This window comes from Peribacillus sp. NPDC096447 (assembly GCF_044762725.1).
Classification (GTDB): Bacteria; Bacillota; Bacilli; order Bacillales; family DSM-1321; genus Peribacillus.
The window spans coordinates 55,204-75,700 of record NZ_JBIWEV010000005.1 but is presented as its reverse complement, the minus strand read 5'-3'; the positions used below and the strand labels follow the sequence as shown (position 1 = coordinate 75,700).

Sequence of the window (20,497 nt, the reverse complement as noted above, 5' to 3'; positions counted from 1 at the left end):
TCTTATAGGCCTCCCCATAACACAAGAGCTTTTTTTAGTGTTTCATCCTCAGCAGCCGCTTCAGATAGGTCCTTTCCTGCCAGTACGGCTTCCACAGCAGAACGGAAAGCCTTTGCCCCGCCCTCTGCTCCATCAGGATGCCCGTGAATTCCACCTCCGGCATTAATCACACTATCGATTCCAAAATCCTTGATTAGGTCCGGAACCATGCCCGGATGAATGCCAGCAGAAGGAACAGGGAAGGCTTTTTTCCATGAAAGTTCATCTTTTGTCAGAGCTTCAGCAATCGCCAAGGTCTCCTTTTTTTCAAGTGCGACACTTCCATAAGGGGATGGGAACAAGGATAAATCCGCACCTGATAACCTTACTAATTTACCAAGCAATAATGGATAGCCGACCCCATAAAATGATGAAGCTGCCAATGCCCCGCTATATGCGGGGTGCGCCATGATCGGCAGCTTGATACGATCATGTTCACTCAAGGCCTGCAATACATCCAAACCATATGTATGAACGTTGAACAACAAGGCATCTGCCCCTGCATCAGCCGCTTGCTCTGCCTTATCCAATAATTCAAATGTTTTCCCTGATAGATTGACAGCATATAAAGTTCGGTGGCCAGTGGTTTCATAGACATCATTCAATATTCTTTTTCCCGTTTTTATTCTATCGAAAAATGGAGTCAGTTCCTGGTCGAAGAGGATCTCATCATCTTTAACCAGGTCGACACCTCCTAATGCTTGTTGCCTCAGTTGCTCATTATGGAATGTCAGGTCTCTTCCTAATACACCTTTAAAGATGCTCATCACCAGGGGCCGGTTAAATACGCCAACCTTTTTCCTAATGCCTTCAATGCCAAATTGCGGCCCGGGAAAGGCTTTTTGAATATCACCGACAAAATCCAGGTCGATAAGTTTTATTTCTCCGTCCAATGAAAGTTTGCCGAAGACCGTCGTGAGGATTGCAGGTAAATCATTGGAGAAATTCCTTGCCGGATAGGCAATTTTAATAAGCGAACGGTATATTTTACGATTAAAGTAGCTGTTTGCCCTCTCTTCTTCAGAAAGTGGTGTCACCGATACGACGCGTCCCTTATGTTTTTCCAGTTGTTTCTGGACCAAATGGGGCAGGTCCGTCCATGTCCCGACAGTCAATCCTAAGGCAATGCTCTCTGCTTTTTTCTCATGATTTCCCTTAGAATCATGAATTAAATAAGTAGCGACTATCTCGCTCATTTGATCACTCCTATATCACGTTAGTAAACTCTCGATGTCATTAACCTGAAATGGTCTCAAAATGGCAAAAGCCCCTTCATAAAGAAGAGGCTTTAAAAAGCCATCTTCTTATCTCCCAGCCATTGGCTGCAAGAATTAGCACCGTGCCTTGTGGATTTCAAGAAAAATCCGGCGAAGAATTCCGCCCCATTTTACAATGGAATTACGGTCGGTTGCTGGGCTTCATAGGGCTAGTCCCTCCACCTGCTCAAAATAAGAAAACGCTGATATATAAATTTGCATCCAAGTATCGAAAGATTAAGAATTTATTTTGTATTCTGACAGGTAATCCCTACTTTGTCAATAAGTTTTAACTATTTAAGAGTGAATTAATCGGATATATCATTGTAGTTAAAATAATTTTAATTTACTTATCCGTTCCACAGCCTCTTTCAGCCGTTCTTCCGAAGTCAGCAGCCCTACCCTGACGTATCCTTCGCCAAATTCACCAAATCCATTCCCTGCGGCAACAGCTACGTGGGCATGCGTTAATAAATAATCTGCAAAACTCTCGGAAGTAAAACCTTTAGGTACCTTGAGCCAGGCAAAAAATGATGCCGCAGGAGCTTTGACATCCCAGCCGATTGCCCTCAATCCCTCAATGAAAACATTCCTTCGCCCCTCGTACATCTGCACTAACTGCTCTACACAGCTCTGCGAGTCAAGCAAAGCGCTTGCCGCAGCTTCTTGTATCGCCGGGAAGAGACTCACATAAAGATGGTCTTGTAATAGTTCAAGAGCTTCTATGACACTCTTATTCCCCACTGCAAAGCCGACTCTCCACCCTGCCATATTGTATGTTTTCGATAGTGTGTATATTTCTATTCCTATTTCCTTCGCTCCATCTGACTGAAGAAAGCTTATCGGTTTTTTTCCGTCGAATCCTATCGCCCCATAAGCGAAGTCGTGGACCACACAAATTGAATGCTCTTTTGCAAAGGAGACGGTCTCATCAAAGAAACTTTCAGTTGCAGAAGCACCTGTGGGATTGTTCGGATAGTTCAAGAACATCATTTTGGCTTTATCAAGTACTTCTTTATGTATGTCACTGTATTTTGGAAGAAAATCATTTTCTTCTGTCAAGGGCATGAATTCGGTCTTTGCCTGGGCTAAAACAACACCGGAAAGATAATCCGGATAGCCGGGATCCGGAACAAGGATCGTATCACCCGGATTCAATAAACACTGCGGCAGTTCGACTAGACCTGCCTTTCCCCCGAAGAGAATCGCCACTTCACTTTTCGGATCCAGCTTGACACCGTATTCACGTTCATAAAAGACGGCAGCAGCATCTTTTAAATATTGATGCCCCCGGAATGGCGAATATTTATGATTAATCGTTTTTTCAGCGGCAGACTGCAAACTTTTCACGATATGGTCTGGTGTCGGCTGATCAGGGTTTCCCTGACCTAAATTAATGACATCATGTCCTTGCTCCGTGATGGCATTGACTTTTGCGACTAGTGAGGCAAAAAACTGCTTGGGCAGGTCCTGAAGCTGTCCGGATTTTTCGAATTGCACCATTTATACACCTTCTCTGAAATTTCTTGAAATTCTAGTCACAAATGATATATGTTTATCATAGTCTTGTAAAGCATTTTTTACATGTGGGGGTTTTAAACGATGAAGTGGAAAATAGCTTGTATTCAAATGGATATAGCATTCGGGCAACCGGATATCAATTTTCAGGTTGCGGAACAATGGTTGGAAAAAGCAGCACGGTCAGAACCCGATATCGTCATTTTACCAGAGCTTTGGACAACCGGATACGACTTAAGCAGGTTAAATGAGATTGCTGATCAAGAGGCGGAAAAAACGATTGAATTTCTTAAAACACAGGCAAGGAAACACGAAATTCACATCGTAGGCGGTTCCATTGCGAAAAAAACGAGCAAAGGAATCTATAACACCATGATCATCATCGATAAACAGGGAAATCTCATAAAAGAATATGATAAGCTTCACTTATTTCAGTTAATGGATGAACATCATTTCCTGAAGCCAGGAGAAAAAGATGGTTTATTTACTCTTGATGAAAAAATATGTGCTGGTTTCATTTGTTATGACATCCGATTCCCTGAATGGCAGCGTGCCCATACCGCTAAAGGTGCCGAAGTTCTATTCGTTACGGCTGAATGGCCAAAGCCGAGACTCGATCACTGGAGAGCCTTATTGATTAGCCGCGCCATCGAGAACCAAGCCTATGTTGTAGCCGTTAATCGCTCAGGCTCTGATGTCAATAATATATTTGCCGGTCATTCCTTGATCATTGATCCTTGGGGGAATATCATAAGTGAAGCCGGAGAAGGAAACGAACTCCTGACAGGCACCTTGGACTTCAATAAAGTTACGGAAGCACGTAACAAAATACCTGTATTCGAAGATCGCCGTCCTGATTTTTATTAATTTACCCATTGACAAACTATTTAAAAAGTTGATATTATTTTCCCGAAGATTAAAATTTCAGAAAACATTTACTCTTATCAAGAGCAGGCTGAGGGATAAAGGCCCTATGAAGCCCAGCAACCGACTGTAATACCATTGTGAAATGGGGCGGATTCACCGCCGGATTTTAAAATCCACAGAGCACGGTGCTAATTCCACCAGAATTCATATTCTGGAAGATAAGAGGTCCGAAGCCAAAACTTCTGCCTCTTTCTATATGAAAGAGGCTTTTTTATTCTTATTTTGAATCCGGAGGGAAAAAGAATGACTCAAAACCATTCAAATTTTAAGAGATTGACAAACGAAACAGCTATAACCCTTGCAAAAAAACTTGGGTTGGTCAATGCAGATGCAAGTTTAACATGTAAAGAAATCGGCGATGGAAACTTAAATTATGTTTTTCATATTACAGACACAGTCACAAATAAAGGAATTATAATTAAACAAGCGGTCCCTTATGCCAAGGTACTGGGCGAAAGCTGGCCGCTGACATTGAAAAGAGCTGCCATTGAAGCGAATGCGCTGATTCATTTCAGAAGTTATTGCCCAGAATTCGTACCGCAAGTCTATTATTCTGATGAACAGCTTGCCATCACGGTCATGGAGGATTTATCGCACTTGAAAATCGTTAGAACAGGATTGATCGAAGGCGATTCATATCCATTGCTTTCACAGCATATTGGTGAATATGTTGCGAAAACGGCATTTTATACATCCGATTATCATTTAGAACCCTCTGCGAAAAAGGAAGTGGCCCGACATTTCACGAATCCCGAACTCTGCAAAATCACTGAGGTCTTTATTTTCACAGATCCATTTTTTGAGGAACTCCCGGGAGATTTCGAGGTGGAATTGACTGATGCCGCCAAAAATATATGGAATGATAAAGAAGTGATCCTTGAGGTCGCTAAACTGAAACAAAGCTTTGAAACCGAGCAGGAAGCTTTGCTTCATGGAGATTTACATACTGGAAGTATATTTGCAAGTGAAACTGAAACAAAGGTAATCGATCCGGAATTCGCTTTTTATGGTCCAGTTGGTTTTGACCTTGGTCAATACACCGCCAACCTCCTCTTTCAGGCAGTCACACGTAATAGCGCTGGAAAGGAAGAGATTTTCACACACCTTAATGAATTTTGGAAGGCCTTTGAAGAAACTTATTCCGAATTATGGGAAGGCCAAAATAAAAGCCCATTTCGCCATGTGAAAGGTTATCTGCCTTATTTACTGACAAAATTCAAAAAAGATGCATTCGGCTTTGCCGGCTGTGAACTGATTCGGCGAACCATCGGACTTTCCCATGTTGCCGATTTAAATGTCATCGAAGATAAAGAATCAAGGATCGCTGCCAAAACGGCAACATTGGAAATTGGTGCTTTTTTAATTAAAAAACGGGAAGAATTGGATGTTCCAGCTGTCATTGAAGCGTTGAAGCAACGTACACTGACATCTTATTCAACCATTTAAAAGGAGACCTGCACATGACTGCACTAGCACCATTACCTTATTCGGTACAATGGGCTGATACCCATATTACATTATTAAATCAACAAGCCCTTCCTTCCATAACTGAATTTATTGAACTTCATTCTGTTGATGATGTATATGACAGCATTTTGACATTAAAAGTTCGCGGGGCCCCAGCAATTGGACTGACGGCAGCATTTGGTGTTGCACTTGGTGCGAAACAGGAAACAACCGCTGAATTAGCGGAATTCAAGAAAAATGTAGCGAGGCATATTGAAAAACTCGCCTCTTCACGGCCAACTGCTGTCAACCTTTTTTGGGCGTTAAGGAGGATGGAAAATACTCTGCAAGCTGCGCAAAGCATTTCAACTGCCAAGGAAGCACTTGTATCGGAGGCTAAAGCCATCTTTGCTGAAGATGAAGAAATGTGCAGGAAAATCGGGGAACATGGTTTATCCTTATTCACTAGAGGAGATTCCATTCTAACGCATTGCAACGCTGGGGGAATTGCCACGGCTCGGTATGGCACAGCCTTGGCTCCCTTCCACCTGGCTAAAGAAAAGGACTTTCAGCTAAAAGTGTATGCATGTGAAACCAGGCCTGTCCTGCAAGGGGCGCGTTTGACTGCTTGGGAATTGATGCAAGCGGGGGTTGATGTCACATTAATTTCTGATAATATGGCTGCCCATACGATTCACCAGAAAGGAATAAACGGAATCATCGTCGGTGCCGACAGAATTGCGGCTAATGGAGATACAGCCAATAAAATCGGGACATTGGGATTGGCCATATTAGCCAAGCACTTTGGTATCCCTTTTTACGTGGCCGCTCCATCAACCACATTCGACCTTACTCTCGAGTCCGGCACTTCCATCCCGATCGAAGAACGGAATGAAGCGGAAATCACCTTCATTCAAGGTGTTAGGATCGCTCCTGAAAACGTGAAGACTTTCAATCCAGCCTTTGACGTTACACCGAATCATCTAATTACAAGCATCATTACCGAAAATGGCATCATAACACCGGATTTCATTAAAAACATTCCACTTTTTGTTAAATGATCCATGTTGCTTTATTGATGATAAAAAACGAGAAGGATTTCGTATCCCTCTCGTTTTTGTGATTATTCTTGCGAGGTCCATAATACAATTTTTATTTTTTTGAAAAGAACTCCTGAAGTGCCTTCTTATTTTTAGTGTAGTCCATTTCCAAAACGGCTCCGGACTGGGGGTATATTTCATCTTTAAAGCTTCCTTCCACTGGAACCCTTAAGGTTTCGACGGTGTCCGGTGTATGGAAGACGGCTTTTGGACCCATTTCCATTATTGTTTTCAGTCCAATATCTGTATCCAAGTACGAGAGTCCTTGTTCAATTATACTAGGAAGGGCTGCCATCCCTTCGAAGGATGAGATTTGATTTATAAACGCTGTTTTTAATTGAACCATTACTTCTTGTTGACGCTCAACCCTTCCAAAATCACTTTCATTGTCATGTCTAAAACGGACATATTTCAATATTTCCTCCCCATGTAGAACATTTTTACCGACGCTTGCTTGAATGCTCATATCATCAATGATTTCCTGGTCCACATTCACCGCTACCCCCTCAGGTGCAAGTAAATCGACCATCTTCACGAATCCCTGAAAGTCAATTACCGCTACATGATCGACCTTGACACCGAAGTTTTCCTGTATGGTTTTCTTGAGAAGTTCCCTTCCACCATAATAATAAGCTGCATTTATTTTGTTATATCCTGTTTTATTCCCGGGGATTTTCACATAACTATCACGCATAATCGAAGCCAGTTTCAGTTTTTCCTGCTCAGGAAAGTATTTTGCCAGTATAATCGCATCTGATCGAGATTTTTCCTCTCCCCTTGTATCAACACCAATTAACAGAAATGTTTTCACACTTTCCTGGTCCTCTTCTTTGGTTAGTTTTTTTTCCGTACCTGCATTTCCATTTTGTTTGGGTAAAGGGGCATAAGTGCAGCCTGCCAGAATCAAGATCAATAGATATATGAACAATACCTTTTCTTTCATTACCTCACCTCATCGGAAAATTACCCCTATTCTCTGCCTAATATTGGAATCTTATGCATTAAACGACAAAAAAAGCCTGCCAACGATAATCGCTGACAGACTTTTCGGGCTAAATCATTTATTGATTTCTTTCTTTAATACTTCTACCGCCTTTTTCACTTGTGTGTCATTCTTCAGGATTTTCTCCTGGATGGCCTGCATCAATTTCACGGTAGTATCACCTTTAATGGTGCCAGTTTCTTTAATTTTTTGTTCCCTTTGGAATGCTGTGACAGCATTCGTTGTTGCTTCATCAAAGAATCCATCTATCTTACCCGGATCATGGCCTTCTTCCTTCAGCATCTCTTCAGCTGCTTTCACTTCACTCGAAGAATCGGATGCTTTCAATTCCTTGTCAGGCGAAATGTACGGAAGGCTGGCATAATCAGGAAGCTTCACAGTAATATCCGGCTTGATCCCTTTTTTATGAATCCAATTGCCTTCAGGAGTCAACCATTTAGCTGCCGTATATTTGAAGTTAGATCCATCTTCAAAGTCTTCGGCAGTCTGCACTGTCCCTTTCCCAAATGACTTGACACCAATCAATGGAATGTCCGCAGATTCACTGACAGCCGCTGCAACGATTTCAGAAGCACTGGCACTTCCGTCATCAATCAACACGACTACCGGGATTTTCAGTTCTCCATCATTCTCCGATTTATAGACTTGTTTTTTCCCGCTGCGCTCCTCAACTTGAAGGACCACTTCCCCTTTAGGTATGAACAGGCTTGCCATTTCTATCGCTTGGTCAAGCAGTCCCCCCGGGTTTCCCCGCAAATCCAATACGAGACCCTTCATATCCTTCTTGGACATTTCTTCAAGCGCCGTTTTCAGCTCTTGCACTGTATGTTCGGAAAAACTGGTCACTTGAATCTTCGCAACTCCATCATCAAGCATTTCCGCATAAACCGTCTCAATCGGAATTGTGTCCCGTTTAATGGTGAGCTCAATCGGTTCCGACTCACCAGCTCTTGAGATGGATAGATCCACTTTCGTACCCTTCTCGCCCCTGATTTTCAGGACGGCTTCAGAAGAGCTTAGCCCTTCAACGCTTTTACCGTCCACACTTAAAATGATATCATTCGGCTTTACCCCCGCTTTTTCTGCTGGGGACCCTTTTATCGGTGAGACGACCATGATTTGTCCATCCTGCTCCTGAATCTCGGCACCGATTCCTTCAAAAGATGAAGAGATGCTTTCATGGAAACTCGATGCTTCCTTTTTATCCATATAAGCAGAGTAGGGATCATCCAATGATTTGATCATTCCATTAATTGCGCCGTCAACCAGCTTTTCTTCATCAACCTCTTCATAATAGTTATCTTTTATCTTATCATATGTAGTATACAGCTTTTCAAATTCCGCATGCTTATCCGGTGCTAATGACTCTACTTTTTCATCTCCAAAGGTCAAGGCTATTGTAGTAATCCCTGCAGTTAGAAATATGACTAAGAAAATCCCCATAATGAACGTAAACTTCTTTATTTTAATGAATTTCCCTGCCTCTTTTGGCTGTTCTTGATTTTCTTCTTCCACTAAGCCTCACCACTTTCATTCTTCATGACGATATAAACGATTTCTTTCTATTTTAACAGCTTTCATGACAATCGAAAAATAATTGTTATCAAAAATAACAACTTATGACCATATGTATTACTTACCCCTTCACAAACGTTAAATCATAGAGAAAGCTCCATGGACTACAGGCATCTATTGACATTACAAAAATGGGGCTACCAAGGAATAACTGAGCCTGTATCCAACTGTCATTATACAGCTTCACTTATTCCTAGTCACCCGCCTGTCATTTACATCCAATTATCAGTCCTGGATAGCTGCTTCCAATGCCACTTCAACCATTTCGTTAAAGGTTGACTGGCGCTCATCCGCCGACGTTTCCTCACCAGTTAATATGTGATCGGAAATGGTTAATACAGATAATGCTTGGCGGCCAAATTTAGCTGCAAGCGTGTATAGCGCTGCTGATTCCATTTCTATTGCAAGGATTTGGTATTTTGCCCATTTTTCCAAATCACTATTATCGTTATAAAACTGATCGGCCGTAAATACATTACCGACCTTCAATTGCAAGCCCTTAGCCGTGCCGGCGTCATAAGCTTTTCTTAGTAATTCGAAATCCGCCGTTGGGGCAAAGTCCACCCCGCCGAAAGTCATTCGGTTCATTTGGGAATCGGTGGAAGCACTCATGGCAAGGATAACATCCCTGACTTTTACATCCTTCTGAATCGCTCCTGCAGTTCCCACACGAATCAGCTTCTGGACATTATAGCTATTCATCAATTCATTCACGTAAATCGAAATGGATGGGACACCCATGCCTGTACCTTGTACAGAAATTCGTTTCCCTTTATATGTCCCTGTATATCCAAACATGTTACGAACTTCATTATAAAGTTTAGCATCCTCTAAAAATGTTTCAGCAATATATTTTGCACGCAACGGGTCCCCAGGAAGTAAGACCGTTTCCGCAATTTCATTTTCTTTTGCACCAATATGTACACTCATACGACTATGTCCTCCTTAACTTGTGGTTGAAATGATATTCAAAAACTACTATACCATATCAACCACAAGTTAGGAAAATCGAACCTTATCCTAGAACTTGAAAAAGATAAGGAAACTGGAAGTCATGAAAAGACTTTGGCACCCTTCCTTTAAACCGCAACAAAACGGCGGAGGTCCGCCGTCTTTTTTTAAGGTTAATAAAATTAAGGGATAGGAAGCTGTTAACCGTCTTATGACAGGTTACTCATCGACTTCTTCATCAATTATGCACTTTTCAAGAAGATATTCGAATGTGATGTCAGCAAGATCTTCAACTTCAGCTTCTGTTGGAAGATAGCCCCGTCTTATCAATTCTTGAAAAAAGAATTCCGCTATCTCTTCTGTATCAATAAAAACCTCAATTTCTCGCAAATCATCGCCCCCTTATTTAAAGGTCTATGAATGTGTAGAGACAAATATACCAGTAAGGCATCCCATTATGGAAAATCATTTGAAGGGCCTATATTTATCATGATCCATCCGTGTTCAATTTGAATGGAAGCTTCTATAGGGAATTTTGAAATTTCCCTTTAAAAATTCAGGATACCTTTCACTTCGTTTGCTTCTTTTTATGATCTGGATAAATTTCCTCTGCCGCTTTTTCAATTTTAGCAAGGGCGATCTTCATGATGTGACGATATTCGTCATCGCCAAAATGTTCGTAGAGCTTACAATAATCATTATATAAATCCAACAGTCCATCAATCATTTCCTTTTTTTCATTTTTTGTCATTGTCATTTCTCGCTCACCTTTACCAGGGTTGTTTTGTTTAGCAATGATAGCAAGCTCATTTTTCTTTTTAGGAAGTAGCAGACCCAACTTTTTAATGATTCCATCTGCACGTTTAGCATCGGCTATCAAAGTCAGTTCTTCCTCATGCGCTTCAAGCCATTCACCATCAGAGATTCTGGATAACTCATAGATTACATCCTCCCAGGCATTTTCCTTATAGCGCCAAATTTCCGTTCGATAGCCGATAATCTTGAAATAATCCTGTTCATACCCATCCACCTGGACCAAGTCACCTAATAAATATTTATATTCAATATCGATTTGTTCTTTTTGATAAAGGATTTCACCTTCATATTCATTTATCGATTGCAATGTTTTTTCGATATAAAGACCTTCACTATAGTTCACTTCATACACATAAGCACCATCGAGAAATTTCACATCGGTTATATTCCCGACTGTCCCATACATTGTAATTACGACTGTATCGCCTAATTTAAATTTCGGCTGTTTTTTTTTGCCCATAAGAGACATCCCCCAATATGGTCCTTATCGTTTGATTAGTAAATTATATGCACAAACAAACATGGAGGTTAATGGAAATGAGAGGGCATTTTGCTCATTTAGCTAAGTAAACGGCCCATTTATTAAATGGCATTACAACAAAAAACCGCCTCATTTCATGAGACGGTTCGTAGTGGGAATGATGAGCGTCACTTTCGTTCCTTCGTTGCTGACGCTTTCAATTTGGAATTTCCCTTTTAATTCCTCCATTATCTGAATGCACGTCGCCACACCTAATCCGTTTCCATCCGGTTTGGTGGTATAAAAGGGCATGCCGATATTTTTTAAATTCTCGGGACTGATGCCTTTCCCATCATCGCTGATCACTAATCTTACATAATGGGACACGGAAGTATGACGCAATTCAATCTGCCCCCTTGCTTCGATGGCTTCACAAGAATTATTCAAGACATTCAAGAGAACCTGCCTTAACCGGTTCCTGTCTGAATAAACAACGACAGAGTGTGTCACTTCATTAATTAGTCTTACATGAGAACTCGGAATTGAAGGAATATAGGTATCTGTTATTTCTTCAAGGAAATCCTTTAAATCGATTTTCTCCCATTCCAGTTGATGCGGTTTTGCCAAATCAAGAAGTTGTGTCACGAATACATTAACCCGATCCACTTCATGAAGCATGACATCACTATATTTTTCTATTAATGTTTTATCATGATCCTGGCTCTTCAATAATTGGAAAAAGCCCTTTATTGTCGTCAGCGGGTTCCTGATTTCATGTGCGACACCGGCAGCAAGCTGGCCGACATATTTCAGTTTTTCCGTACGGACGATTTCCTTCTCGCGATCTTCTATCGTTTCCATCATTCTTAGAAAGGCAAGGTTCAATTTTTCCATTTCCTCGAAGCTTCTTTTATCGGAAATGATGAATTCCTTTCCTCCAATGAAATCTTCTGTCGCTTCGACAAGTTCTTGAACTGGCCGCACAAGGGTCTTTGTCAGTAAATAGACAGCCAGAATGATAGAAACAAAAACGATGCTGTAGATTGTCAGATACCATGTTAAAAGGTCATTCAAAGGCTGAAACACTAGTCTCTTATCTGCACCCACAACAACAAACCATTTATTCTCCGTTTTTGCAATCGTATGAACAGGCTGGATGGAATATATTTTTTCCCCGTTCTCTGCACTGTACAATTCATCCGATAACGAAGCTTCCATCAGCTTACCTTTCGTTAATCCCATTTCTTTCAATGCAGAATCCTGCATGACTCCATGCGGGTCTTTTTTCGAGATCATGATGCCTTCTTGATTGATCATGAAAAAGTTCACTGGGTATTTATCGCTAATTTCATTAGCCTTTTTCTCCATCAGCTCCCAAAGTCCTTCCAATCGGAAAGCTGGAGATACGACACCGATCATTTTCCCTGCATTATCATATACCGGCGCACTCAGAGCTATTATCGGTTCTGAGAAAGCCCGGGTTTTATAAACGTCAGAAAGGAATTCATGACCTTCTATGGCCTCTTTGAACCATATTCTCTGCGCGAGGTTGTCCCCGATCATTTTATTGGATGTATCTGCAATGACATTGCCTTCCATATCCAAAAGCAAGACACCGTAATAATTTCCTTTTGCATCGATAAACTTTTTTAGTTCCTCTGACTTCTCTTCTTTAGAATGGCCAGGATTGATGATTACCGAATTTGCGCTCATTAACTTCACATCACTGATCCGTTCGTTCAAATAGCTATATGTTTCATTTACAATATTCAGTGAACCTGCATTCAGAGCGTTTTTTGCTTCCTTCTCAAGCAGGGACCGTTGTGATCCATAGGATATGATCCCCAATATCAGAAGAGGAACACTTGCAATAAGTAATGAATAAAGCAAAATTCGGGTTTGAAGGCTTTTAAGCATCCTTCCGATCCTCCCTATTCCTGATCTCCTAATAAGAGCCCTTCTTCTATTTGGACATACTGTTCCCATGCTTGATCGAATAGTGACATACTATCGAGATAGTCTGCATTCAATTCTAAATAACTGCTCAGTTCATTATAATCAGTCGATTGTTTTGGGAAGCCATGATCCTCATAGGCATGATTGGCAAATTTAGTGATTGCATCAATTTCCTTCGGTTGTCGAAATTTCATTAAATATAAATAAAATGGTCTCATGATGTTGAGCCCCCCCTAAAATAACTATGATTTCTGCTTTAATATATCGGAAACTTTCGCTTCCGTCCACTTTTTTAAAAAGAATTTGGTCTATTCTTCCTCACTTTATAGAAATTCACGATTTTTCAACAAAAATTGCATTCATTTTCTTACGGAATTATACTTAAATATCGTATTCCCTACATTAACCCCGTCCTTTTAAGACTGAAAATCTTTTTTATTTTACGTTTTTCATGATTCGACAAAGGAACGAAGTGCTTCATTCTTGCTTAACCCGCTCTTTCAAACAAATGCACTTCAAAACCTTATTATTTCATTTTCTGAAAAGGAAAATCCCCTTCATCTAAGATGGAAATAGTGGTTTACACTAATTCTGTCCAAATGGGGGGATTTATACATTCATATATGGAAACGTAAATGCATCCTACCGCTAAAAGTCAAAGTAATTACGTTTCAACAGCCTTTTCATGTTCATTAGCTCACTGTATGTCGTTTGTTTTTCAAGCTGTTTCGAATCAATTAAAAATAGTTGATTTTCAATTTCCTTCACTATTTCATCACTTTGAAAAAGCGCATCGCAACTCTCACAATGAGATGAAGGGGTCTCCGTAATTTCAACTGCCCTCGTACCATCCGGCAGTTCCCAATACACAGTCCCATTTACTGATGCAAGCTTCCCTTTCTCACACCATGGACACGTCTCCATGCTATTCATCTCCCTTAGGCGTGCTCTTTTTTTGCTGTGCCTGGAATTTCTTTTCTTTTAACAAATCCCGCTTTTCACGTTGGTTTTTCAATGAAGCATGCTCTGGGTTGGTCACGTAATTTTCACGTCGATTCATTCGCTTCAGTCCTTCAGGCACTAAATTGAATTGCTTGTCGTTCATTAAACCAGATACACCTATATCTGATTGTTTTTCTTCCATATCAGGATATACCCCTTTGAAGTACTCATCTGCAAGTCCTGGTGTATATTGCTCAGGTTCGGGATAAGTGGTTATCACACCTTCAAAATTGCGCAGCACCGTTTTTGTTGGAGATTGTGAAAGGATATAATTCGGCTGCAGCGTGATTTTCCCTCCCCCTCCTGGAGCATCGACGACGAAGGTAGGTACAGCATACCCGGATGTATGGCCTCGGAGCCCCTCGATGATTTCAATGCCTTTAGAAATGGGAGCCCTGAAGTGACCGATGCCTTCCGACAGATCGCACTGATAAATATAGTAAGGGCGGACACGAATCTTAACAAGATCATGCATCAGCTTTTTCATGATTGCGACACTGTCATTGATCCCCGCTAAAATAACTGCCTGGTTGCCCACAGGTACACCTGCATCGGCAAGCATCTCACATGCTTTCTTTGACTCCTCGGTAATTTCTATTGAGGTATTGAAATGAGTATTCAGCCAAACCGGATGGTATTTTTTTAAAATGGCACATAAATTTTCAGTGATTCTTTGAGGAAAAACAACAGGAGCCCGCGTACCTATCCTGATTATCTCAACATGAGGAATTTCCCTCAAGTTTTTGAGGATATATTCAAGGATCGTATCATTGATCAATAATCCGTCCCCGCCTGAAATAAGGACATCCCGAACTGCCGGTGTGTCACGTATATAACCGATTGCAGCGTCCAATTGTTTTTTTGGCACGCCCATACCAATTTGTCCTGAAAAGCGTCTTCTCGTGCAATAACGGCAATACATGGAGCACTGATTCGTCACCAAAAAAAGAACGCGATCCGGATATCTATGGGTCAGTCCCGGCACTGGGGAGTCCTCATCCTCATGAAGGGGGTCTTCCATGTCATATTTGGTTTTATGCATTTCTTCCGAGATTGGGACCGATTGCATTCTGATTGGACACCTTGGGTCATCTTTATTCATTAACGAAGCATAGTATGGGGTGATATTCAATGGAATGGTTTTTGTGGAAATCCTCACACCTTCCTCTTCATCCTGAGTCAGGTTTATCACTTTCTTCAAATCATCAACAGTTCGGATCGTGTTCGTAAGCTGCCACAGCCAGTTGTTCCATTGTTCTTCGGTTACATCTTTCCATAGCTCTATATCTTTCCAATTGCGATCTGGCTTATATAAGTCAAATAACATGGTTATACCTCCTGAGTTATGATAGTAGTATTAAATGCAAGAAGGGTGCCAAAATGACCCAATAATTCGAAGGCCCATAAAAAAAACCGGACTGCAGGCTGCATCCGGATTTTTTCCATTCACATATGCTTTTTAATTTTATATTGCAAGGTCTGTCTTGGAATTTGCAATAGCTTCGATGCCTGGAAAACGTTACCGTTCGTTTGAAGAAGGGCCTCGGTAATCAATTTTGTTTCCATCTCAATCATGGCCTCACGAAGCGGAAGTATTTTTTCAGATGGGGTGCGCTTTTTTAAAGACTGGGGCAAATCTGCAAGGTTCAAAACATCATTCTCCGTATGGTTCATCATGAATTCTACGGAATGTTTAAGCTCCCTTACATTTCCAGGCCAATGATATTCCCGAAAAAAAACCTTTGTCTGCTCATCCATGCCTTTTATGGACAATCCTAATTTACTGTTAAATATTGATATGAAATGTTCAGTAAGAAGCTCTATATCATCAATCCGCTCCCTTAGCGGAGGCAGCTCGTAGCTCAATACGTTCAATCGGTAAAATAAATCGGGTCTTAGCCTGTTATCCGATACCGCCTTTTTCGGATCTATATTCATCGCTGCCATGATCCTCACATCCACCTGTACACTCTTTGTACCTCCTATCCTCCTTATGAACCCATCTTCGAGCACACGCAGAAGCTTTGCCTGCAAGTCAATCGGCATCGATTGCAATTCATCCAAAAACAACGTTCCGCCATTGGCCAATTCAAACAGTCCCTGGCGTTCCACTGCACCAGTGTAGCTTCCTTTAGCCGTACCGAATAGAAGCGATTCCAATAAATTTTCTGGTAAGGCCGCACAATTTTGCGCGATGAATGGTTCTTTACTGCGGCTCGAACCCTGGTGTATGCTTTGAACAAAAAGCTCTTTTCCTACACCGCTTTCCCCATAAACCAACACCGATGAGGAGGAGCGGACAGCCTTTTTCCCTTGTGAGATCAGACCTTTAAATCCAGCATCAATAGTCAGGATTTCTGTGAAAGAATATAATCCGCCGGTTCCGGGCGTTTTCCTTTCAGGACTTTTGATCGTCTTGATCGAGCTTTCCAGGTCTGCTAACCTTTCAGATAATTGCTTCAAGCTTGAATAATCCTTGGCAATCTCTATAGCACCTATCATAAACCCATCTACATATATGGGGAGCGTCGTGTTTAACGTCTCAATGATTCGCCCATGTGCATTTACATACGATTGGCTATAGTTGTAGATTGGTTTTTCAGATTTAATGACCCGCAGCAATGTCGATGATTTGTGATTCAAAGAAGGGAAGGCTTCAAGCAAAGGTTTCCCAAGCACCTCACTTCTTTTCATCCCATCATGATTGGCCGCCACTTCGTTATAAAAGATGGTCTGTCCTTTTGGATCTATCACATGAATGCCTTCATCAATGGTTTCTAATATTGCTTCCAATACTTCACTTGTATTAAAAAATTCACTTGGCAAGATATCCCTCCTCAAGACCTTCTTGCTAGATGTATATGAGGAAATGCCAAAAACTTGTCATGTACTGCCTAAAATTGAGCATTCAAGTGAAATTTTTCACCCAAAGGTTCATGTCTTCCAGTTTATCGAAGATGTAACAGTTATTGGCCAAACGTCCGCGGTACGAGTATCCATGCTGATGCAATGCAGCATTCATGCCGAATGAGAGCGACCTGGCAATCGAATAAATACAATAAATCCCATGTGAAATAAGATATTCTTCAAGCGCGGAAATCAAGTGTTTCATCAAGCCGTACTGCCGATGTTCCGGCAATGTCGCACAATCGGTGATTTCTGCATTATGGTAAAAGGAATCAATTTCTGCTGAAGCAGCACTGACAATCCTGTCTTCATGGACATAAATATAAAAAACCGTTCCCTTTTCCATGCACTTTTTTACATATACCGGATCATTCATCGGTGTGGGATACACTTCGAAAACCTCCCCATACAATCGGGCCAGCTGAGGTGCATCGGTAACTTCCGCTTTACGGCCTTGATAGGCTGACGGCGGATTATCTAAACCGGATTTTACCGGCAGCCTCTGTACATCGGTAAGGATTTGATCTTCCTTTTCCCATTCTGCACTGTTGCGCCTTGCATTCCGGTTATATTTAACAAGGAAGAAACAATCGCTTCCCAAAAAGAATTTATCGATGCTTCCTTCATATAGAAAGCCCTGAGCAAGCAATGCCAGAACGTTTTCCTTGCGTGACTTAAAGATGATTTTTTCCGCTGAAATGTCTTTAGCCACCTTTAAAGATTCCTCCACGCATTCTTGAAAATGACCTAAATAATCATCAATCCTGATTCGCTTATTAAAATGGTCAATCGTAATATGTATGGTGCACCTTGGCTTTTGAATCCTTTTCTCAATGATTCCAGCCTCCATTTGTCCCGCTCCCTTCAAAACTTCGAAATTGTTGCGAAAGGCCTGACCCTTCCTGGAATCAGACCTCCGGAAAAATGATTATTCCTGGTCCACCCCACACCATTCCATCATGGTCAATGCAATGATTTCCGCAACCTCCATCATTTTATCCACCTCTATATATTCGTTCGAATCATGGGCCATCTTCGTTTCCCCTGGTCCAAACACAACTACGGGGGTAGAGCCAACCGATGAAAGATACCCTCCGTCCGTCGCCCAAGGGGACGCTTCGACAAGCGGCACCTCCCCTACCACTTTTTCATAATATGTTCCAATTGTCTTCATGAGCGGATGATCTATTTCGAGATTGCCAGGCAGCCATCTTGCCCCAAACCATTCTAATTCAATCGGTTTTTCTTTAAACCACGCATCACTCTCGTTTAAAGCATCTATTCGCTCCATCAGCGATTTTTGTGCTTCTTCCATGGTTTCTGTCGGTGCGATGCCGAATCTACCTTCCAGAACGGCTGTATCCGGCACGGAGGAAGGCCAATTCCCGCTTTGAATGCTACCTATGTTGATTGGAATGGGGATAGGGACATTTTTATAGAGTGAATGACGGAGTGACTCATTCCGTTCTTGTTCGAGCATCTTGATTTCTTTCATTACACTAACCGCTTTATCTATTGCACTGACTCCTTCATACCTATTGCCTCCATGTGCAGACTTGCCTTTTATTTTCAGTCGAAACCACATCGAACCTTGCTGTAAAGGGAATAGTTTCATATTTGTAGGCTCCGGAATGATTGCTCCATCAGCTTTGTACCCCCGTATGACTGCCGCAAGTGTGCCGGCACCACCGCTTTCCTCTTCAATCACACTCTGGAATATCACATCCCCCTTCAATTTGATTCCGGATTCGACGATCGCTTCAATGGCCAGCAATAAAGATACATTGCCGCCTTTCATGTCCGTCGTTCCCCGCCCGAAAACTTTCCCGTCCATTAACTTGCCGCTATAGGGTTCATCGTGCCATGCTGCAAGATCTCCTTCAGGAACTACATCAATATGTCCGTTTAAAATAAGGGATTTCCCCTGTCCCGTTCCCCTTTTAATAGCCACAAGATTCGGATTTCCTTTAAAATCCCGGCGGTCGCAATAAAAATGGGGATGTTTTCTTAATTGTTCATCCCCGATTTCCCAAAGATCTATTTCTAGACCAAGTTGTCTGCACTTCTCGACCACTATGGCTTGTGCACTTCCTTCTTGCCCCCTTTTGCTCGGTTCCTGAACCAGTTTTTGCAAAAGCTGAACCCCATTCATCCGATGTTCATTCAACCATGTTCTTATTTTTTCCTCATACATATCCATTCTCCTCTCTCATTCTTTTAAAATATGGATGTTTTCAGAGACGGTAAACGAGGCTTCGGTCCGATTCCTGATTTCCTGAATGCTGGACGCATCAAATACATCAGTTAAAAGGAGGCCCTCCGAAGTTACGGAAAACACGCCTAATTCGGTGATGATCATATGTACGCATTTCTTGGCAGTTAACGGCAACGTACATTTTTTGACTAATTTAGACATGCCAGCTTTATCGTTATGCTCCATCAAGACAATGACCTTTTTGGCCTTTGCCGCCAGCTCCATGGCCCCGCCCATGCCTGGCACCCGCTTTCCCGGGACAATCCAATTAGCGAGATCCCCCGCTTGACTTACTTGAAGGGCTCCTAGAATCGTGATATCCACCCTGCCACGCCGTATCATCCCAAATGCAACAGTACTGTCGCAGTAGGAAGCCCCGGCTCTAATGGTGATCGGCAGTCCGCCTGCATTGCAAAGATGCGCATCTTCCTTTCCCGTTTCAGGAGTACTGCCTATTCCCACAAGGCCATTTTCCGCATGAAACATAACTTTATGGTCATTCAACAGATGATTCGGTACAAGTGATGGAATGCCGATTCCCAAATTGACCAGCATCCCATCGCTTATTTCTGCTGCTGCCCGTTTCGCTATTCTATTCCTATCTTCTGTTCCCAAACCCATTTCCAATCGACTCCTTTTGATGGAATGATATAATCCACAAAGGCACCCGGAACAATGATGTCCTCTGGATCCATAGAGCCAAGCGGAACGATTTGCATGGCTTCGACTATAGTGATTTGTCCAGCTGCAGCAACGATTGGATTCGTGTTCCGGGCGCTTTTATCAAATTTAAGATTCCCATAAGGATCTGCCATTTCTGCGTAAACAATGGCGATATCTGCAGTTAATGCCGGTTCCACCAGATAATTTTTCTTACCTAGCTTTACGGTTTGCTTGCCGTCCCGGACGATATCTGCTTCCATTCCAATATCGGTCAATATACCGCCTAGTCCCATCCCTCCGGCCCGGATGCGTTCGACAAGTGTCCCTTGCGGAGAGAACTCCACTTCGAGTTCTCCATTGTTCATTAATAGTCCTGCATTAGGATTGGAACCGATATGGGAAACGATGATCTTTTTCGCTCGGCGTTGCGTGACCAGTTTTCCGATTCCGATATCGGGGAAACCTGTATCGTTCCCAATCAAGGTTAAATCCTTAATACCTGATTCCAAAATCAGATTGATCAATCCCGGGGGCGTCCCTATGCCACCGAATCCCCCATAGAGGATGGACTGATTATCTTTAAAGTGATGGCGGACATCCTCCAAACGACAAATCTTCTGGAAT

19 protein-coding genes and 2 riboswitches are annotated in these 20,497 nt (G+C 42.0%); of the genes, 3 read left to right on the top strand and 16 right to left on the bottom strand.

Going from position 1 to position 20,497, the window contains the following annotated elements:
• Positions 1–2: 2 nt before the first annotated feature.
• Positions 3–1,235: a 2,3-diketo-5-methylthiopentyl-1-phosphate enolase gene (gene mtnW / locus ACIQZD_RS17670; protein WP_402904974.1), complete on the bottom strand. Its 1,233-nt coding sequence runs from the start codon at positions 1,233–1,235 to the stop codon at positions 3–5.
• Between the two features lie 105 nt (positions 1,236–1,340).
• Positions 1,341–1,494, bottom strand: a riboswitch (SAM riboswitch).
• Positions 1,495–1,625: 131 nt separating this feature from the next.
• The gene (locus ACIQZD_RS17665; RefSeq protein ID WP_402904972.1) at positions 1,626–2,798 is read right to left on the bottom strand and encodes a pyridoxal phosphate-dependent aminotransferase; all 1,173 of its coding nucleotides are present in this window, start codon (positions 2,796–2,798) and stop codon (positions 1,626–1,628) included.
• A gap of 99 nt (positions 2,799–2,897) precedes the next feature.
• Here ACIQZD_RS17665 and ACIQZD_RS17660 point away from each other — a divergent pair, with 99 nt between their 5' ends.
• From ACIQZD_RS17660 to mtnA, 3 genes are all read left to right on the top strand, one after another.
• The gene (locus ACIQZD_RS17660) at positions 2,898–3,680 is read left to right on the top strand and encodes a carbon-nitrogen family hydrolase (RefSeq protein WP_402904970.1); all 783 of its coding nucleotides are present in this window, start codon (positions 2,898–2,900) and stop codon (positions 3,678–3,680) included.
• 71 nt (positions 3,681–3,751) lie between these two features.
• Positions 3,752–3,905, top strand: a riboswitch (SAM riboswitch).
• A gap of 78 nt (positions 3,906–3,983) precedes the next feature.
• Positions 3,984–5,186: an S-methyl-5-thioribose kinase gene (mtnK, locus tag ACIQZD_RS17655; RefSeq protein ID WP_402904968.1), complete on the top strand. Its 1,203-nt coding sequence runs from the start codon at positions 3,984–3,986 to the stop codon at positions 5,184–5,186.
• 14 nt (positions 5,187–5,200) lie between these two features.
• The gene (gene mtnA, locus ACIQZD_RS17650; RefSeq protein ID WP_402904966.1) at positions 5,201–6,247 is read left to right on the top strand and encodes an S-methyl-5-thioribose-1-phosphate isomerase; all 1,047 of its coding nucleotides are present in this window, start codon (positions 5,201–5,203) and stop codon (positions 6,245–6,247) included.
• Positions 6,248–6,338: 91 nt separating this feature from the next.
• Here mtnA and ACIQZD_RS17645 read toward each other — a convergent pair whose 3' ends face one another.
• From ACIQZD_RS17645 to ACIQZD_RS17580, 14 genes are all read right to left on the bottom strand, one after another.
• On the bottom strand, positions 6,339–7,229 hold the full coding sequence (locus ACIQZD_RS17645; protein WP_402904964.1) for an LCP family protein: 891 nt from the start codon (positions 7,227–7,229) through the stop codon (positions 6,339–6,341).
• A gap of 114 nt (positions 7,230–7,343) precedes the next feature.
• Positions 7,344–8,804 (bottom strand): lmo1851 family serine protease, encoded by a 1,461-nt coding sequence (locus ACIQZD_RS17640; RefSeq protein ID WP_402904962.1) that lies wholly within the window; start codon positions 8,802–8,804, stop codon positions 7,344–7,346.
• 285 nt (positions 8,805–9,089) lie between these two features.
• Entirely contained in the window at positions 9,090–9,794 is a 705-nt protein-coding gene (deoD, locus tag ACIQZD_RS17635) for a purine-nucleoside phosphorylase (RefSeq protein WP_230175687.1), read from the bottom strand.
• Positions 9,795–10,034: 240 nt separating this feature from the next.
• Positions 10,035–10,205: a YozD family protein gene (locus tag ACIQZD_RS17630; RefSeq protein WP_064505166.1), complete on the bottom strand. Its 171-nt coding sequence runs from the start codon at positions 10,203–10,205 to the stop codon at positions 10,035–10,037.
• A gap of 178 nt (positions 10,206–10,383) precedes the next feature.
• Complete coding sequence (locus tag ACIQZD_RS17625; RefSeq protein WP_214750321.1) at positions 10,384–11,091, bottom strand: hypothetical protein; 708 nt, start codon at positions 11,089–11,091, stop codon at positions 10,384–10,386.
• A gap of 150 nt (positions 11,092–11,241) precedes the next feature.
• The gene (locus tag ACIQZD_RS17620) at positions 11,242–13,008 is read right to left on the bottom strand and encodes an ATP-binding protein (RefSeq protein ID WP_402904959.1); all 1,767 of its coding nucleotides are present in this window, start codon (positions 13,006–13,008) and stop codon (positions 11,242–11,244) included.
• A gap of 14 nt (positions 13,009–13,022) precedes the next feature.
• Positions 13,023–13,265 carry a YozE family protein gene (locus ACIQZD_RS17615; protein WP_101225334.1) on the bottom strand — a complete coding sequence of 81 codons (243 nt, stop codon included), beginning with the start codon at positions 13,263–13,265 and terminating at the stop codon, positions 13,023–13,025.
• Between the two features lie 430 nt (positions 13,266–13,695).
• Positions 13,696–13,971, bottom strand: coding sequence for a YokU family protein (locus tag ACIQZD_RS17610; RefSeq protein WP_241590380.1), 276 nt, complete (start codon positions 13,969–13,971; stop codon positions 13,696–13,698).
• 1 nt (position 13,972) lies between these two features.
• Positions 13,973–15,376 (bottom strand): lysine 2,3-aminomutase, encoded by a 1,404-nt coding sequence (gene kamA / locus ACIQZD_RS17605; RefSeq protein WP_402904956.1) that lies wholly within the window; start codon positions 15,374–15,376, stop codon positions 13,973–13,975.
• Between the two features lie 119 nt (positions 15,377–15,495).
• Complete coding sequence (locus tag ACIQZD_RS17600; protein ID WP_402904954.1) at positions 15,496–16,875, bottom strand: sigma-54 interaction domain-containing protein; 1,380 nt, start codon at positions 16,873–16,875, stop codon at positions 15,496–15,498.
• An 82-nt stretch (positions 16,876–16,957) separates the two neighbouring features.
• Positions 16,958–17,806: a putative beta-lysine N-acetyltransferase gene (gene ablB / locus ACIQZD_RS17595; protein WP_402904952.1), complete on the bottom strand. Its 849-nt coding sequence runs from the start codon at positions 17,804–17,806 to the stop codon at positions 16,958–16,960.
• Between the two features lie 78 nt (positions 17,807–17,884).
• Positions 17,885–19,156, bottom strand: a complete 1,272-nt coding sequence (locus tag ACIQZD_RS17590; RefSeq protein WP_402904949.1) for a peptidase — start codon at positions 19,154–19,156, stop codon at positions 17,885–17,887.
• A 9-nt stretch (positions 19,157–19,165) separates the two neighbouring features.
• Positions 19,166–19,831 carry a 3-oxoacid CoA-transferase subunit B gene (locus ACIQZD_RS17585; RefSeq protein WP_402904947.1) on the bottom strand — a complete coding sequence of 222 codons (666 nt, stop codon included), beginning with the start codon at positions 19,829–19,831 and terminating at the stop codon, positions 19,166–19,168.
• Positions 19,798–20,487 carry a CoA transferase subunit A gene (locus ACIQZD_RS17580; RefSeq protein WP_402905607.1) on the bottom strand — a complete coding sequence of 230 codons (690 nt, stop codon included), beginning with the start codon at positions 20,485–20,487 and terminating at the stop codon, positions 19,798–19,800. The genes ACIQZD_RS17585 and ACIQZD_RS17580 overlap by 34 nt, the downstream gene beginning before the upstream one ends.
• Between the last annotated feature and the right edge of the window lie 10 nt (positions 20,488–20,497).

What these genes read in the sequence shown, in the direction of transcription:
- mtnW (WP_402904974.1), bottom strand. Translation starts at nt 1,235, where the DNA reads ATGAGCGAGATAGTCGCTACTTATTTAATTCATGATTCTAAGGGAAAT.
- ACIQZD_RS17665 (WP_402904972.1), bottom strand. Translation starts at nt 2,798, where the DNA reads ATGGTGCAATTCGAAAAATCCGGACAGCTTCAGGACCTGCCCAAGCAG.
- ACIQZD_RS17660 (WP_402904970.1), top strand. Translation starts at nt 2,898, where the DNA reads ATGAAGTGGAAAATAGCTTGTATTCAAATGGATATAGCATTCGGGCAA.
- mtnK (WP_402904968.1), top strand. Translation starts at nt 3,984, where the DNA reads ATGACTCAAAACCATTCAAATTTTAAGAGATTGACAAACGAAACAGCT.
- mtnA (WP_402904966.1), top strand. Translation starts at nt 5,201, where the DNA reads ATGACTGCACTAGCACCATTACCTTATTCGGTACAATGGGCTGATACC.
- ACIQZD_RS17645 (WP_402904964.1), bottom strand. Translation starts at nt 7,229, where the DNA reads ATGAAAGAAAAGGTATTGTTCATATATCTATTGATCTTGATTCTGGCA.
- deoD (WP_230175687.1), bottom strand. Translation starts at nt 9,794, where the DNA reads ATGAGTGTACATATTGGTGCAAAAGAAAATGAAATTGCGGAAACGGTC.
- ACIQZD_RS17625 (WP_214750321.1), bottom strand. Translation starts at nt 11,091, where the DNA reads ATGGGCAAAAAAAAACAGCCGAAATTTAAATTAGGCGATACAGTCGTA.
- ACIQZD_RS17620 (WP_402904959.1), bottom strand. Translation starts at nt 13,008, where the DNA reads ATGCTTAAAAGCCTTCAAACCCGAATTTTGCTTTATTCATTACTTATT.
- ACIQZD_RS17615 (WP_101225334.1), bottom strand. Translation starts at nt 13,265, where the DNA reads ATGAGACCATTTTATTTATATTTAATGAAATTTCGACAACCGAAGGAA.
- ACIQZD_RS17610 (WP_241590380.1), bottom strand. Translation starts at nt 13,971, where the DNA reads ATGGAGACGTGTCCATGGTGTGAGAAAGGGAAGCTTGCATCAGTAAAT.
- kamA (WP_402904956.1), bottom strand. Translation starts at nt 15,376, where the DNA reads ATGTTATTTGACTTATATAAGCCAGATCGCAATTGGAAAGATATAGAG.
- ablB (WP_402904952.1), bottom strand. Translation starts at nt 17,806, where the DNA reads ATGGAGGCTGGAATCATTGAGAAAAGGATTCAAAAGCCAAGGTGCACC.
- ACIQZD_RS17590 (WP_402904949.1), bottom strand. Translation starts at nt 19,156, where the DNA reads ATGGATATGTATGAGGAAAAAATAAGAACATGGTTGAATGAACATCGG.
- ACIQZD_RS17585 (WP_402904947.1), bottom strand. Translation starts at nt 19,831, where the DNA reads ATGGGTTTGGGAACAGAAGATAGGAATAGAATAGCGAAACGGGCAGCA.